General features: G+C 66.8%; 17 protein-coding genes. 7 read left to right on the top strand and 10 right to left on the bottom strand.

Annotated elements, in window-relative coordinates:
- Positions 1–260: 260 nt before the first annotated feature.
- Genes WKW80_RS13430 through WKW80_RS13410 form a run of 5 tightly spaced genes read left to right on the top strand, consistent with a single transcriptional unit; the run spans position 261 to position 5,870 of the window.
- Positions 261–1,172, top strand: a complete 912-nt coding sequence (locus WKW80_RS13430) for a VOC family protein (RefSeq protein ID WP_340364051.1) — start codon at positions 261–263, stop codon at positions 1,170–1,172.
- A 44-nt stretch (positions 1,173–1,216) separates the two neighbouring features.
- On the top strand, positions 1,217–2,434 hold the full coding sequence (locus WKW80_RS13425; protein WP_340364050.1) for an amino acid ABC transporter substrate-binding protein: 1,218 nt from the start codon (positions 1,217–1,219) through the stop codon (positions 2,432–2,434).
- Positions 2,435–2,453: 19 nt separating this feature from the next.
- Positions 2,454–3,314 carry a branched-chain amino acid ABC transporter permease gene (locus WKW80_RS13420; RefSeq protein ID WP_340364049.1) on the top strand — a complete coding sequence of 287 codons (861 nt, stop codon included), beginning with the start codon at positions 2,454–2,456 and terminating at the stop codon, positions 3,312–3,314.
- The gene (locus tag WKW80_RS13415; RefSeq protein ID WP_340364048.1) at positions 3,311–5,137 is read left to right on the top strand and encodes a branched-chain amino acid ABC transporter ATP-binding protein/permease; all 1,827 of its coding nucleotides are present in this window, start codon (positions 3,311–3,313) and stop codon (positions 5,135–5,137) included. Before WKW80_RS13420 ends, WKW80_RS13415 begins: the two co-directional genes overlap by 4 nt.
- Complete coding sequence (locus tag WKW80_RS13410) at positions 5,130–5,870, top strand: ABC transporter ATP-binding protein (protein WP_340364047.1); 741 nt, start codon at positions 5,130–5,132, stop codon at positions 5,868–5,870. Before WKW80_RS13415 ends, WKW80_RS13410 begins: the two co-directional genes overlap by 8 nt.
- A 22-nt stretch (positions 5,871–5,892) precedes the next feature.
- Here WKW80_RS13410 and WKW80_RS13405 read toward each other — a convergent pair whose 3' ends face one another.
- A complete protein-coding gene (locus WKW80_RS13405; protein ID WP_340364046.1) occupies positions 5,893–6,273 on the bottom strand; it encodes a glutaredoxin domain-containing protein in 381 nt (126 codons plus the stop codon).
- A 119-nt stretch (positions 6,274–6,392) separates the two neighbouring features.
- Here WKW80_RS13405 and WKW80_RS13400 point away from each other — a divergent pair, with 119 nt between their 5' ends.
- A complete protein-coding gene (locus tag WKW80_RS13400) occupies positions 6,393–6,815 on the top strand; it encodes a PPC domain-containing DNA-binding protein (RefSeq protein WP_340364045.1) in 423 nt (140 codons plus the stop codon).
- Positions 6,816–6,861: 46 nt separating this feature from the next.
- Here the strand turns inward: WKW80_RS13400 and WKW80_RS13395 are convergent, their stop codons facing one another.
- From WKW80_RS13395 to WKW80_RS13360, 8 genes are all read right to left on the bottom strand, one after another.
- Positions 6,862–7,329 carry a papain-like cysteine protease family protein gene (locus tag WKW80_RS13395; RefSeq protein WP_340364044.1) on the bottom strand — a complete coding sequence of 156 codons (468 nt, stop codon included), beginning with the start codon at positions 7,327–7,329 and terminating at the stop codon, positions 6,862–6,864.
- An 8-nt stretch (positions 7,330–7,337) separates the two neighbouring features.
- Positions 7,338–7,604, bottom strand: coding sequence for a hypothetical protein (locus tag WKW80_RS13390; RefSeq protein WP_340364043.1), 267 nt, complete (start codon positions 7,602–7,604; stop codon positions 7,338–7,340).
- Positions 7,605–7,746: 142 nt separating this feature from the next.
- A complete protein-coding gene (locus WKW80_RS13385; protein ID WP_340364042.1) occupies positions 7,747–8,376 on the bottom strand; it encodes a LysE family translocator in 630 nt (209 codons plus the stop codon).
- A 13-nt stretch (positions 8,377–8,389) separates the two neighbouring features.
- A complete protein-coding gene (locus WKW80_RS13380) occupies positions 8,390–8,776 on the bottom strand; it encodes a DUF4345 family protein (RefSeq protein WP_340364041.1) in 387 nt (128 codons plus the stop codon).
- Positions 8,777–9,006: 230 nt separating this feature from the next.
- Positions 9,007–9,741: a LysR substrate-binding domain-containing protein gene (locus tag WKW80_RS13375; protein WP_340364040.1), complete on the bottom strand. Its 735-nt coding sequence runs from the start codon at positions 9,739–9,741 to the stop codon at positions 9,007–9,009.
- 384 nt (positions 9,742–10,125) lie between these two features.
- Positions 10,126–11,337 (bottom strand): beta-ketoacyl-[acyl-carrier-protein] synthase family protein, encoded by a 1,212-nt coding sequence (locus WKW80_RS13370; RefSeq protein WP_340364039.1) that lies wholly within the window; start codon positions 11,335–11,337, stop codon positions 10,126–10,128.
- Positions 11,334–11,573: an acyl carrier protein gene (locus tag WKW80_RS13365; protein ID WP_340364038.1), complete on the bottom strand. Its 240-nt coding sequence runs from the start codon at positions 11,571–11,573 to the stop codon at positions 11,334–11,336. Before WKW80_RS13365 ends, WKW80_RS13370 begins: the two co-directional genes overlap by 4 nt.
- Before the next feature lie 36 nt (positions 11,574–11,609).
- Entirely contained in the window at positions 11,610–12,335 is a 726-nt protein-coding gene (locus tag WKW80_RS13360; protein WP_340364037.1) for a phosphatase PAP2 family protein, read from the bottom strand.
- 210 nt (positions 12,336–12,545) lie between these two features.
- Here WKW80_RS13360 and WKW80_RS13355 point away from each other — a divergent pair, with 210 nt between their 5' ends.
- Positions 12,546–13,292 carry a hemerythrin domain-containing protein gene (locus WKW80_RS13355; protein WP_340364036.1) on the top strand — a complete coding sequence of 249 codons (747 nt, stop codon included), beginning with the start codon at positions 12,546–12,548 and terminating at the stop codon, positions 13,290–13,292.
- Here WKW80_RS13355 and WKW80_RS13350 read toward each other — a convergent pair.
- Positions 13,289–14,644 (bottom strand): GAF domain-containing protein, encoded by a 1,356-nt coding sequence (locus WKW80_RS13350; protein ID WP_422822903.1) that lies wholly within the window; start codon positions 14,642–14,644, stop codon positions 13,289–13,291. The two genes, WKW80_RS13355 and WKW80_RS13350, sit on opposite strands and share 4 nt — an antisense overlap.
- Positions 14,645–14,648 lie beyond the last annotated feature (4 nt).

Genomic DNA, 14,648 nt, shown 5'->3' with positions numbered 1-14,648 from the left:
TGGCGTCGTCGAGCAAAGCGCCGGATGGCTGTCATCCGTGTCCAGGCCGCAGCCGGGCAGGCTCGGATCGGCAGTGGCGCGGCGAATGCCGTCAAATGTGAGTAATTGTTAACCCTATCAGTCGAAAAACTTGCGGTCGATATAGTTTGGTTGGCTAACCAATTTGATCGCAAGAGGTGCAGCAGCCACCTGGGAAAGGGCAGATGACAGAACTTCAGCTACGTACCCGAAAGGATCCTGCGCGCGCAAACGTTCACGGCGTGCATTCGCTGGATCGCTTCGTCTTCACCGTGCCGGACCTCGACGAGGCGGTGCGCTTCTACGATGCCTTCGGGCTTTCCTTGCGGCGAACCAATGGGCAGCTCGACCTGCGCACCGTCTGCCATCCGCACACCTGGGGAACGATCTTCAAGGCACCCGGACCGAAGCGGCTGCAGTACTTGCGCTTCGCCTGTTTCGAGGAAGACTTCAACGCCATTGCCGCGCGCATCGACGAACTGAAAATCCCGCGTTGCGAGCCGCATCCGCTCGGCGACGCCGACGGGCTCTGGCTGCGGCACCCGGACGGCTTTCCGGTGCAGGTGGTGGTGGGGCCGAAGAGCATGCCGGACGCCAGGAGCGAACCCATCGTGGAGCCACCCGTGCCGGTGGGCACCGGCGCCTCGCTGGCGCGCTCGCGAATTCCGAAGGTGCATCCGCGGCGGCTGTCGCATGTGCTGCTGTTTTCGCCGGACGTCGCCGCCGCCGCCGACTTCTATGAAAAGGCGCTGGGCCTGCGCGTGTCGGACACCTCCGCGGACATCATCGTCTTCCTGCACGGGGTCCACGGCAGCGACCACCACCTGATCGCGATGGCGAAGTCGGATGGCCCCGGCCTGCATCACACGAGCTGGGACGTTGGCAGCATCGACGAAGTCGGGCGCGGCATGGAACAGATGCTCGCCTCCGGCTTCAAGCGCGGCTGGGGCGTTGGGCGGCACGTGCTGGGTTCCAACTATTTCTACTACGTGCGCGATCCCTGGGGCAGCTACGCCGAGTACTCGTTCGACATCGACTACGTCCCCGGCGACTTCGACTGGCGCGCCGGCGACCACCCGCCCGAGGACTCGTTCTATGCCTGGGGTCCGGCCGTGCCTGAAGACTTCGTCGTCAATCTGGAAACACAGGCCTGAGCCTTTCGGCCGCGCGGCGGCATCCCCAACCCAAGGAGACAAGCATGAGCATCGATCGTCGATCTTTCGTGGCGGCCGCAGGTGCACTCGGCGCAGGCGCGCTTTGGAGCGGCAATGCGGCCACGCAGCCCGGCGGTGCGCCCATCCGCATCGGCGGCACGCTGGCGCTGACGGGACCGCTCTCCGCAACGGGCCTCGTGCACAAGCTCACCGGCGAGATCTATGTCGATGGGCTCAACAAGCGCGGCGGCCTGCTGGGCCGGCCGGTGGAGTGGGTGCTGAAGGACGACCAGTCCAAGCCCGACCTGGCGCGCACGCTCTACGAGCAACTCGTCACTTCCGACAAGGTCGACTTGCTGATCGGCCCGTATGCCACCGGCGCGATCCTCTCGGCGATGGGCGTGGCCCAGCGCTACAACAAGACCCTGGTTCACCACACCTTCGGTATTCCGAACCTGGCGAAGTACGAGCAGCAGTTCCCGGCCTGGTCCATCGGGCCCGATCCCGAAAAGACGCTGCCCAAGCTGGTGCTCGACGCGCTCGCGGCAGCGGTCAAGCCGCCGCCCAAGACCATCGCCGTGGTCACGAGCAAGTTCCCCTCGGTGCATTTCGTGGCGCTGGGCGCGCGCGAGGTGGCGAAGCAGCGCGGCCTCGATGAAGTGCTGTTCCTCGAATGGGATTTCGGCAATCGCGACTATGGCCCGATCGCCGGCCGCGTGAAGGAGGCCAATCCGGATTTCATCTGGACCGGCGCCATCGGCCTCGAAGGCACCCAGTTGCTCGACGCGATGAAGAAGATCGACTACGCGCCCCGGCAGCACTTCTATCACTTCCCTTCGCCGGCGCCGATGCTGAAGGCGCCGGAGGCCAACGGCGCGCTGTCGATGACGATCTTCGAAGACCATCCGCCGTTCACCAACAATCCGGCAGCTGCCGAGTTCGTGAAGGTCTACCGCGAGCGTGCGACGCAGGCCAACATGCCCGATACCACCGTCGAGACGCAGGCCGCGGCCTCGTTCACCGCGTGGCAACTCATCGAAGCGGCCGTGGTCGCCACCAAGAGCATCGACGACAAGGCCATGGCGGACTGGCTGCACGCCAATCAGGTCGACACCATCCAGGGCAAGCTGCGCTTCAACGAGCGCGGCAACTTCGGTGCCGACCTGAGCAAGGTCAAGCAGGTGCAGAACGGCAAATGGGTGACGGTCTGGCCGCCGGAGTGGGCCGCGCCTGGCGCCAAGCTTCAGACGCGCCTCACGTAGTTCGACTCAGCATGCGCGGATGAACATTCCCAGCGCCACGCTACTGGCCCAGTCGGTACTCGCAGGCCTTTTCACTGGCGCGCTCTACGGCTTGCTCGGGCTGGGGTTGAGCCTGTCGTGGGGGATGCTGCGGCAGATCAACCTGGCGCACTTCGCGCTGGCCTTCCTGGGCGCGTACCTGACGTACGAGTTGTCGAGCCACCATGGCGTCGACCCGCTCCTGACGCTCGTGATCATCGTCCCGGTGTTCTTCGTGCTTGGCGTGGCGCTGCATTGGCTGCTGACGCGATTTCGGGTGAGTCCGTTCAATTCGCTGTTGGTTACCTTCGGCGTCACGGTGATCATCGAGGCGCTGATCCAGTGGGTGTGGACAGCGGACTTTCGCAAGCTCGAGTCGAGCTATGCGCAGCACAAGCTGCGGCTCGGCCCGCTGTTCCTGCCGGTGCCGGAACTCATCACGCTGGGGCTGGGTGTGACCATCTCGTTCGCAGTGTGGATCGTGTTGCGCCGCACCGACCTGGGCAAGGCGATGCGCGCCGCCGCGGAAGACGCGCCGATCGCCGCTGCTTTCGGCGTGAACCAGAGCGCGCTGGCCTTGATGCTCTCGGGCCTGAACGCCGCCCTGGCCGGCGTGGCGGGCGTGTGCATTGCCCTGGCCTACACGATGTCGCCTTCACAGATCTACGCGTGGATCGGCGTGGTGTTCGCGGCGGTGATGCTGGGCGGGCTGGGCAGGCCGCTCGGACCGCTCATCGCCGGCTGCATCATCGGCGTGACCGAGGCCGTCACCATGGCCGTCACCGCGCCGTCATGGGCGCCGCTGGTGTCGTTCTCGCTGCTCATGGCCGTTTTGCTGGTGCGGCCGGGGAGGGTGGCTTGAAGCGCTCGCTGACGTTGCTGCTGGCAGCGGGCGCCTTGCTTGCGGTCGTGCCGTGGATGCGGCTGCCGGCCTTCTACGAATCCGTCCTCTACCTGGTGCTGCACTGGATTGCGCTGGCCACGTCGTGGAACCTGCTGTCGGGTTACTCGGGCTACTTCTCTTTCGGGCATGGCGCCTTCTTCGGCATCGGCATGTACACCACGGCCACGCTGGCGACGCGTCTCGACATGCCCTTCCTGTGGACCCTGCCGGCCGCCGCCCTGGTCGCTGCGCTATTCGCCGCGCTGCTCGGCGCCGTCGCGTTCCGCGTGCAGGCGGTGCGCGCCGAACTGTTCTCGCTGCTGACGCTGGCCGCGACCTTCGTGGTCGCGACCATCATCCTGAACACGCCGATCGACGGCGGGCCTGGCGTGTACATGAGCGCAGTGGCGGTGCCGTCGATCGGGCCGACGGCATCGGGCACGTTCTACCTGCTTTCGCTGGCCGGCGCGTTGCTCGCGGTGGTCGCGGCGCTCGTCGTCTATCACTCTCGCTTCGGCACCGGCCTCTTTGCCATCCACGACGATGAAGACGTGGCGGAGGTGATGGGCGTGCCGACCTTTCGCTACAAGCTGGCCGCCTTCGCACTGTCCTGCGGGCTGGCCGGCATGGTGGGCGGCGTGCATGCGCTCTTCATTTCGTACGTGACGACCGGCGACACGTTCACGATCGCGATGCCGCTGACCGTGATCCTGATGGCAGTGCTGGGCGGTACGCGCCACTGGGCCGGGCCGATCGTCGGCGCAACCGCCATCACCCTGCTGCTGTATGCCTTCACGGGCAGCGGCACCGCCATCATCGGCAAGGGCTTGACGGGACTGGTGCTGATCGTCGTGATCCTCTTCATGCCGGAGGGGGTGCTGGGGCAAGCGCTCAAATGGTGGGGTGCGCGGCGTGGCGCCATGACGGTCCTGCGTGCGCCGGCGATGGCCTCGGAGCAGCCGGAGTCATTGGCGGGGGCGGCTGCATCGGCACCGGCCCCGGACCCGGCACCGGCGCCACGAACCGGGCAAGCGCTGCTGCGCGCCCAGGGCGTGCGCAAATCGTTCAAGGGCGTGCAGGCGCTGCGCGGGGTCGACCTCGAGGTGCGGCAGGGCGAAATCCTCGGCCTGCTCGGCCCCAACGGTTCGGGCAAGTCGACCTTCATCAATGTCGCAAGCGGGCACTACGCGGCGACTGCGGGTGTCATCGAATTCGCGGGCCGGCGCATCTCGGGCATTCCGGCGCACCGCATCGCGCATGGCGGTATCGCGCGCACCTACCAGATCCCGCGGCCGTTCGCGCACCTCACGGTGCTGCAGAACGTGGCGCTGCCGGCAATGTTCGGCGGCGCATCGCTGGACCGCCGCGCCGCCGAAGCCGAGGCCTGGCAATGGCTCGCCTTCACCGGACTCTCCGAGCGCGCGCATGCATTGCCGGCAGAACTCAACCTGCACCAGCGCAAGTTCCTCGAGTTCGCGCGTGCCTTGGCGGCGCGGCCGCAGATACTGATGCTCGACGAGGTGCTGTCGGGCCTCACGCCGTCGGAGATCGACGAGGCGGTAGCGCTGATCCGCCGGATCCGTGACCACGGCGCGACCATCGTCTTCGTCGAGCACGTCATGCGCGCGGTGATGGCGCTGTGCGACCGCGTCGTGATCTTCAACCGTGGCGAAGTGCTGGCCGAAGGCGCGCCCGACGATGTGATGCAGCGGCCCGATGTCGTCGCCGCGTATCTCGGCCAGGCGATGCAGGAGGGCGCTTCAACCGCCCCAGGCATCGCGCCGGAGCCGGCCCATGCTTGAACTGCACTCGATCCGCGTCGCCTACGGGCAGGCCACTGCGCTGTGGGACGTTTCGTTGTCGATCGGTGCGGGCGAACTGCTTTGCGTCGTCGGCCCCAACAGCGCCGGCAAGAGCACGCTCATCAACGCCATCGCCGGGCTGCATCGAATCGGCGCGGGCCGGATGGTGTTCAATGGCCAGGACATCTCGCGCCTCGCGCCGCATCGTTTCTGCGGTCAGGGCATCGCGCTGGTGCCCGAAGGGCGGCGGCTCTTCACCGAGATGAGCGTGCGCGAGAACCTCGAGATCGGCAGTTACCTGCCCGGCGCGCGACGTGATCGCTCCCGTTCGCTGGCCCGCGTGTGCGCGCTGTTTCCCGCGCTGGGCGAAAAGCTGTCGCAGCCGGCCGGCGCATTGTCGGGCGGCCAGCAGCAGATGGTGGCCATCGGTCGCGCGCTGATGGCCCAGCCGCGCCTGTTGCTGCTCGACGAGCCGTCTCTGGGCCTGGCGCCGAGCATCGTGCTCGACATGTTCAAGGCGATCCAGCGCATTCACGAGGACGGCATTGCCGTGTTGCTGGTGGAGCAGAACGTCAGCATGGCGCTGGGGATTGCGCAGCGCGCTGCGGTGCTGGAAGAGGGACGCATCGTGGCGCTCGGCCGGCCGGAGGAATTGATGGCGCAGCCGGAACTGCGCCGCGCCTACCTTGGTGTCGGTGCGGGGCCTGGCGGCCCTGCGGGCCCTGCAGGGTAGCCCTGGGCGCCAGTCGCCGTGCTCACTCGCCCGCTCGCGCGGCAAGCAAGGTCTTCAACTCCCCGCTGCCGATCAGCGCCTGCAGTTCGCTGGCGCCGCCCACCAGCACGCCCTTGACGAACACCATTGGAAAGGTCGGCCAGCCGGTCCACATCTTCAGTGCATTGCGATCACGCCACTCGCTCAGGTAGCTGCCGTACTGCAGGTACTTGTACGCCTGGCCGGCCTGGTCGAGCGCCTTGCGCGCCTTGCGCGGAAAGGGGTTCATGGCCATGCCGACCACGAGAACGTCGTTGGAGGCGATCGCAGCCATGACCTCGCGCACGAGGGTCTGGCGGCTTGCGGCCACTTTCGCGCGGATGGCGGGGTGGATGTGGGCTTCGTCGAGGATGGGGCGGGGCATCGGAGAGACTTTCGGAAGTTGGGTAAGTGAGCCACGCACAGACGCGAGCGCCCGGATGGCAAATGGCAGGCATGCATTGTGGCCGCCACGCGAGGCCTGGACGCTGCATGATGTGCGCCATGGCTGCGCCAGACACCTTTCGAGCGTTTCCCGTCCGCCTTCATCCCGGCGACGACCTCAGGCGCGCGCTGGAGGCGACAGTTGCCGGCGAAGGTGCGGCTGCCGCGTTCGTCCTGTCCGGGATCGGCAGCCTGCGCCCCGCGCTGATCCGGCTGGCCGGTGCGGAGGAAGTGACGACGGTCGATTCGGACGCCGAGTTGCTCACGCTGTCGGGCACCATCGCCGCGACAGGCTCCCACCTTCACCTGAGCGTGGCCGATGTGCAGGGCCGCGTCGTCGGCGGCCACGCGACCTACGGATGCATCGTGCGGACGACAGCCGAGGTACTGCTGGCGCTGCTGCAGGACTGGCACTTCTCGCGGGAGATCGACCCGGCCACGGGGTGGGCAGAACTCGTGGCCCGGCGCAGGGCCGGCGAATGACCGGCGTCTTGACCGGCGCCTTGACCGGCGCATTGACCGGCGCCCGTCAGTACGCCGATGCGTCCTTCACCATCAGGCACCCGGCACATTGCGTGTACAGCTTCTCGTTGAACCACTTCACGGTGTTCTCCTTCTTCACGCCGCCATCGGGGTCGTTGAAGTAGACCTTGTTGGTGTCGACGCCCGACAGCACGATGATGTGGTCGGGTCCGAACCAGGTGCCGCAACACCAGACCGGCCCGGAGTCGTGAAGATATCTGTACAGGTCCTGCTCGGAATGCTGGTTCTTGATGGGCAAGTAGTTCAGGCCCACCTTCTTGGCCAGGGTGATGAACTGCGCGTAGTCAAGCCCCGCATGGTCAGCCGCGGCATAGGAGCTTGCCACCGTGTTCATCGGCCCGGCCCGGCCGCCCTTCACCTGCCAATACAGCCAGATCATGTAGGCGCCCGTGTGCCAACAGCAATACGGCTTTTCCTGGGCAGAGGTTGGAACGTCCAGAACGATCCGGGGCATCGTGAGGCTTACTCGAAGCGCACTTCTGCCATTGGCGCCGCGTCGGGCGCCGTACCGTCCCGCCGAAGTTGCTGAAACTGCAAGGAGGACGGCTTGCCGCCCGTCAGGTTGGCCGATGCAACACGCTTGCCGATCGGGCTGACCTGGGCCAGCGGGCTGCTCAGGTAGTCGCGCTCCTGCGCAACTGCGGGAATCGGATGCATCAGCGCGCCGCCCGCTGCCACCAGCGAAACGAGGCTTGTCATCCAATACAGGCTGCGTGAAGAGAGTTTCATGGCGGTGCTCCGGCTAGAGCGGATCGCGTCGGGTGGTCGCTTTCCGTGGCCATCAATTTAGGCCAGCTCTGCGATTTGGCCGAGTGCGAAGCGCACAGCGACCATGTGACATATTTCACACCCCGCTCCGGCGCCGCAAGCGTCAGCGCCGATTGCCCAGCGCCACGATGGAAACGCCGGAAGCAATGAACGTCGCGCCGGCACCAAAGTTGAGCCAGGTCGTGGCCTTCGGCCGGCGTGCCAGCCAGTCGGAAAGCTTCGCCGCGTAGCTGCCAAGCACCGAGAAGATGATCGCGGTCAGTACCGCGAAGATCGCGCCGTAGACCAGCATCTGCGCGGTCACCGAACCGCGCGCCGCGCTGACGAACTGCGGGATGAATGCCAGCACGAACAGCCCCGGTTTCGGATTGAGGACATTCGACAGCAGCCCTGTCGCGAACACGCGGGGAAGGCTCTGCCGCGCGGCCGGCGTGAAGGAAATGAGGTTGCGCGAGGCCAAGGCCCTGAAACCCAGCCAGAGCAGATAGGCCGCGCCGATCAGCTTGACCGCCCAGAACGCAGCGGTCGATGCCTGGATCACCAGCGTCAGCCCCAGTGCCGCGGCCGTGGTGTGGACCATGATGCCGAGGCCGGCGCCAATCGATGAAAGCGCCGCCGCAGCGCGCCCCTGGCTGAGCCCGCGGCTGATGGCAAGGATGTTGTCCGGTCCGGGCGCGATGACGACGAGCAGCACGGCCACGAGATAGGCGGCAAGGACTTCGGCTGGGAACATGTTCAAGCGTCCTTCAGTGACTGGCGTAATGCGCGCCGGCGATGATGAACGGCAGCAACAGTTCGGGGATGAGATAGCCCAGCCAGACCGCGGCCGGCTTGGGCAGTCCCACGCGGCTGATCGACAGCAGCCGGCCGCAGCCGGCCAGCAGCACGCCGAATGCCAGCAGGTAGATCAAGGTTCCCTGCTGGCGAATGGTGATGCCGGCCCACAGGTTGATCAGACCTGTCGAGAAGTACACCCCCGCCATGAACCGGTGCACGTTGTCCAGCCGCGGCTCGGTGTCCGGCTGGCCCAGGACCATCTGCAAGGTGCCACCGGCCATGGCGATCGCCGCGACCAGGAACAGGCAGATGCGTACGACCAGTTGGCTGGTGAGCAAGGGATCGCTGTCGGGCATGTGGCGGGCGCCTCAGTTCATGCAGGAGAAAGACCCAGGGTTGTCCTGTCGAGGCGCATGCAGGCCATCCTTTCTTCGGGTGCGGAAATTCGCGCAGAAAGTATGCGTTTGGCCCCGGCGCGCGCAATAGGGGTCTACCGCTCGGGTGCGGACGGTTCCTTGGCGCTCGGTCGATCTCTTGATTGCTTGTGGTCAGACCCGGCGTCGCCGCCTGATTGCCGCTCGACGCGCTATGAGCGCGAAGCACTGCCACCCACGCCGATGCCCGCTGCACCCTTGTGCGAGGGCAGGCGCACGCACTGGGTCGCCCTGGCCGTGCGGACCACGGCCGACAGCAGCGCGCGAAACCACACTAGGCCTTGCGCATGCTGCGTGGAGGCATGCCACAACTGGTAGAAGCGCATCGCCGGAAAGTCGAACGGGGCGCGCACCACGGCCAGCGGCAGGATGACCGCGAAGTGCTCGGCAAAGTGCCGGCTGGTGGTAAAGATGAGATCGGTGCCGGGCAGCAGGTGCGGCGCCATCGAGAAGTACGGCACCGTCACGGCCACCGTGCGCTTCATGCGGTGCGCGGCCAGGTGGGTCTCGATAACGCCGCTTTGCGTCTCGCGGTACAGCAACGGCACCACATGCGAACCCTGGAGGTAGTCGGTGCTGCACATGCCGTGCGCGCAGGGATGGTCGTGGTCGACCAGGCACACGATCTCGTCCTCGAACAGCAGCGTGCTGCGCAATTGCTCGGGCGGCTGCGGCCAGTTGCCGATCACCACGTCGAGTTCGCCGTCGGCCAGCGCGGCCTCGTGGTCGAAGTTGTCGCCGAGCGGCTGCAGGGTGAGTTGTGCGCCCCGCGCCTGTTCGCGCATGTAGTGAACGACCGCGGCCATCAGAGGCGGCGCAAGGTAGTCGGGCGTGCCCAAACGGAAGTGCTGGCGCGTGAGGGCGGGGTCGAACGCGTCGGCGGGCATGGAGGATCGCAGGGGCAGGCGGTGTTTCAACAAGAATTTACCGCACAGCATTGGTGCCGCAGGCCCGACTCGTGCTCTTTCAAGTCACCTGCCGCGCGCCTCTGCCGTGCCGCTCATCCGCGCTTGGCAATTGGCGTGCCACGGTGTCGGCTTCTGCTCCAGGCGCCTGATTTCGAGGATGCACCAATGATTCCGCTTTCTACCTCTCGCCGTGCCGTCTTGCAAATGGTTGCCGGCAGTATGGCAGTACGGCAGTACGCAGTGCAGCCGTGCGCAGTGCGCAGTGCGGGTGGTGCGGTGCGGTGCGACAGTGCGGCCCGCTAGCCGCTGCCCGACCTGCCGACCATGTCCGGTCCTACGGTCAAAGTCGCCGGAAGCAAGCTTTCAGCTGCGCGCGAACACCAGCACGGAGTTGGTGCCGCCAAAGGCGAACGAGTTGCTGATGGCGGCCTCCAGACGCGGCGCGCTGGTGCCCGGCTCGCGCACCAGATTCATGCTGCATGCCGGGTCGACGGCAGCGCAGTTCGCGTTGGGCGGCAACGCCCGGTTGTGCAGCGCGAGCACGGTGATCACGGCTTCGAGCGCGCCGGCAGCGCCGAGCAGGTGGCCGTGCAATGCCTTGGTCGAACTCACGCGCAGATCGTTGAAGGCGTCGCCCCACACCGAAGCCAGCGCGTCGCGCTCGACCACGTCGCCGATGCGCGTGGCCGTGCCGTGTGCATTGCAGTAGCCGATGTCCCGGGGTTGCAGGCCTGCCTGCTTCAGCGCGGCGCGAATGGCACGGGCCTGGCCTGCCGCGTCCGGCTTGGTCAGGTGCGTGGCGTCGCAGCTCATGCCCCAGCCGGCCAGCGTCGCGTAGCTGCGGGCACCGCGGGCGCGGGCGCGCTCGGCCGATTCGAGCACGACGAACGCGGCGCCTTCGCCGAGCACGAAGCCGCTGCGAGCGGCCGAAAAAGGCCGCACGGCCGAAGCCGCCTCGTCGGGCTGGAAGGTGGCGAGCGTCTGCATCGCCTGCCAGGCCAGCACCACGCCGGGAACCACCAGCGCTTCGCTGCCGCCGGCAATGGCGACGTCGACCTCGCCGCGCTGCACCGCCTTGGCCGCCTCGGCAATGGCAATCGCAGACGAGGCGCAGGCCACGGAGTAGGTCAGCACCGGCCCCTGCACGCGGTGGCGCAGCGCGATGTGCGAGGCCGGCGCGTTGGGCATGAAGGCGGGGATGGTCAGCGGCGGCACGCGTCCGCCGCTGCGGTAGGCTGCTTCGAGGGCGGTGGCGCCACCCATGCCGCAGCCGGCGTAGACGCCGATGCGTTCGCTATCGAGCTGGCCGCTGTCGGTTGCGCCGGCATCCCGCATCGCCAGGTCGGCCGCGGCCACTGCGAGCTGGCTGACCCGGTCCACGCCGGCAAGTTGCAGCTTCGTGAACCAGCGGGTTTCGTCAAAGGCCACGGTGGCCGCGGCGGCGGGCTTGGGCAGGTCGGGAAAAATGGGCTGCACGGCCGATTCGGCGCGCATCAATGCTTCGAAGACGCGCTGGGGGTCTGCGCCGTGCGGCGCCATCACACCCAGGCCGGTGACGTCGACCCGCGGGTTCACGTCGGTTGCGCTGCCTTGACCTTGTCGACCAGGTCGGCCAGTTCGGCCAGCGTGTCGACGTCCGCGTCGGTGTCAGGCATCGTGATGCCGAACTTGTCTTCGATCGCGAACACGAATTCGACAAGTGCAAGCGAATCAAATCCCTTGTCGCGCATCGAGGCGTTCGGGTCGAGTGTGGAAGCTTCGATCCCGTACTTCTCGTGGATCAGTTCCTGCAGTTCATTCAGCGAACTCATGCCTGTATCGCGTGGCCACCGCGGGCGGCCTGTTGGTCATTGATAACTGATGATATCCGCTCTGTTCGTAAGGATTTGCACGCGATGAGGGGTGGGCCGCCAGTGCAGCGAGGGCAGCACGAAGGCCAGGCCCAGCAGCGCGCCGGCCACTGCGTCGAGCACCACATGCTGCTTGACCGCCATCGTCGACCACACGATGGCCAGGAACCACAGGGCGTTGACCATCCTGAAGGCGACCGGCGTGCGCGCCTGCCGGAACACATCGTCTAGCCGCAGGGCCGTGAAGATGGCCACCGCGACATGCATCGACGGACAGGCGTTGCCCGATGCATCGACGCCCTGGAGCATGGCAAAGCCGGCATAGCCGGAGACGTCGATGGTCAATGGCGGCACGGCGGTCGGCCACAGGTAGAAAAGCGCCAGGCCCGACAGGCACAGCGCGCCGACCCAAAGGCCATAGACCACAAGCTCGGCAAAGTTGCGCTGCAAGCCGGGTGCGACACCCACGTAGATCCAGAGCGTCAGGTAGGCGGGCAGCCATTCGGGCAGGAACGGGATCAGGTGGTCGAGCGGAGTCAGCGGCATGACCATCACGGCGGCGGCGGGATGGCGCAGCAGGTGGAAGTAGCCGATGAAGAAGAGCCACGTGAAGACGCTGGTTCCCACGAGCTTCAGCCAGAACAGTCGGCGAAAGCGCAGCCACATTTCGGCTTTCCATGGGGGCGGGGCGGGGGCGCTGAACGCGTCTGTCAAATGGTTCATGTGCTTTGTCGTGACTGCCCGAGCATATGCCGAACGCGTGGCATTGGCCTGACAGCCCCGATTCGCCACCTGCACCCGTTTAAGAAATTCTGAGTAATCCCTTAAGCATTTCTTAGCAGCGCCCCGGGGCATGGATTTCTAGACTTCCCTTCAAGCAGGCAGGCGCATCCGGCACCCGTCGCTTCCAACCACCATGAAGGACCGATCACCATGAAGAACGACCTCGGCGAACTGCAACAAGTGGCACAGGCCGCATCCGCACAGGCCCCACGCGTCGACTTGTATGCGGGCATCCACAAGGGGCTGCGCGCGCTGATGGCAGACACGCTGCTGGCAGTAGGCCGCATGGACTGCGACGATGCGCTCGAACTGGCCCAGACCACGCAGCGCGTGATGCAACTGCTCGACTTCTGCCGCTCGCACCTCCACCACGAGAACGAATTCGTCCATCCGGCGATCGAGGCGCGTGCGCCGGGCGCAAGCGGGGTCATCGCGCATGAGCATGAAGAGCACGAGCGCGACATCCGCCTGCTCGCCGACATGGTTTCGGCCCTGCTTCAATGCGCGCCGGCAGGCCGGGCGCAGCTCGCGGCGACGCTCTACGGCCAGCTCTCGCTCTTCGTGGCGCACAACTACGAGCACATGCACATCGAGGAAACGGCGCACAACGCGGTGCTGTGGGCGCGGTACACGGACGCCGAGCTGATCGGCATCCACAACGCGCTGCTGGCCTCGATTCCGCCAGAGGAAATGATGTTCGCCGTGCGCTGGATGGTGCCGTGGCTGAACCCTGCGCAACGCACGGCCATGTTCGCCGACATGCAGGCCCACGCGCCCGCGCCCGCATTCCAGGCCGCGCTCGACGTGGTGCGTCCGCACCTGCGCGAGCATGAATGGGCCAAGCTCATGAAAAGCCTTGGCTTGCCCGTGACGCGCGGGCCGCTGGAAGGCTGTTAGCCCATCTGCAGCATCGTCACCGGTCGGTCGACGCGCAGGCGAAAGCGTCCGCGGCCGGTTTTCTCGATGCGGATGTGCGGGCTGTTCTCCACCAGCCGGCGCTGCAGCAGCACCAGGCGCGCCTCGAGGTTGTCGGCCACGTCGGGCAGGCCGATGCTCTGGTCGAGCCGCAGTTCGCGGTTGGTGAAGTCGCTGCGGCCCATGCTGGCATGGTCGCGCAGCAGCTTCCACAGGATGGCGCCGGCCACGCCCTTGATGAGGTACTGCCCGTCGATGAACACGCTGTCGTTGGCCCGGTAGTGCCTCAGCTCCAGCGCCGGTCCGCCCGCGTGTGCGCGCGGGGGCGCAGTGTCTTGCGTGGACGAAGCCTCGAGGGCCGGCTCCGCGGCGTTCTGCAGCAGCTCCAGCGCAGCGCCCAACTGCCCGGCGATGGCAACCAGCGCGTCCTCGTCCTCGTAGCCGAAGCGCATCTCCAGCGGGCTTTCGACAAAGAGCACGCCCAAGAGCCGGCCGGTCGAGACGATCGGCACCGCCAACTGGCTGTGCGGCTCGGGCAGGCCGGGGTAGGGGATGTCGGTGTCGAGCGCCACGCCCGGCTCCAGCAATTGCATGCTGCTGCGCACCGCATGGCTGTAGCTGGCCGCGTTGGTCACGTGGCTGATGCGCACCGGCGTGCATTCGCGCGCCGCAACGCCGATCACGCCGTGGCCCATCTCGATCTCGGAGCCCACGCCCGACGTGGCATAGCCCGCGCTGGCCACCGTGTAGAGGCGGTGCGCGGTGGCGTCCAGCATCAGCACCATCGCGTGCTGCACGTTCATCTGGTCGTTCAGGGTGGCGAGTGTGGCCTGCAGCAGTTCGTCGGTGCCGCTGCACCGCATCAGCCGCTCGGCCGAACGACGCAGCGCGCCCAGCAGGCCGATGGCCGGCGCGGGCGGCGCGGGCAGCGGGGCGCCGTCCACGCATTCGATGGCCAGCACTTCGTAGATGTCGGCGCCCAGCAGCTTGAACACGCCGGCCATGCCGGTGTGCGAGGCGATGCCGGCCAGTTGCGCCTTCATGCTCTCGAAGGTCGGGCCGCTGGTTTCGGTGCGCAGGTAGTGCAGGTGCAGCCGGAAGAAGGCGGCGGTGCGCGGGTGCATCACCAGCGCCGACGCGTACGGATTGGCCAGGATGTTCTGGCGGGTCTTGTTGAAGAACTGGAACGACAGCGCCACGTGCCGGTTGTCCACATAGCAGACCTGCGACAGGTAGGCGACGTTGGGCGTGCCGTCCTGCGCGCATGTCGCCATCATCGACGGCACCGCGCCTTCGAGACAGCCGCGAATCGCGGACAGCTCGATGGTGGCCATGGTT

It is taken from the genome of Variovorax humicola, from assembly GCF_037889915.1.
In the GTDB taxonomy this organism is placed as follows: domain Bacteria; phylum Pseudomonadota; class Gammaproteobacteria; order Burkholderiales; family Burkholderiaceae_C; genus Variovorax; species Variovorax humicola.
Note: the sequence above shows the minus strand (reverse complement) of the source record. Positions and strands in the feature narration are given on the sequence as shown.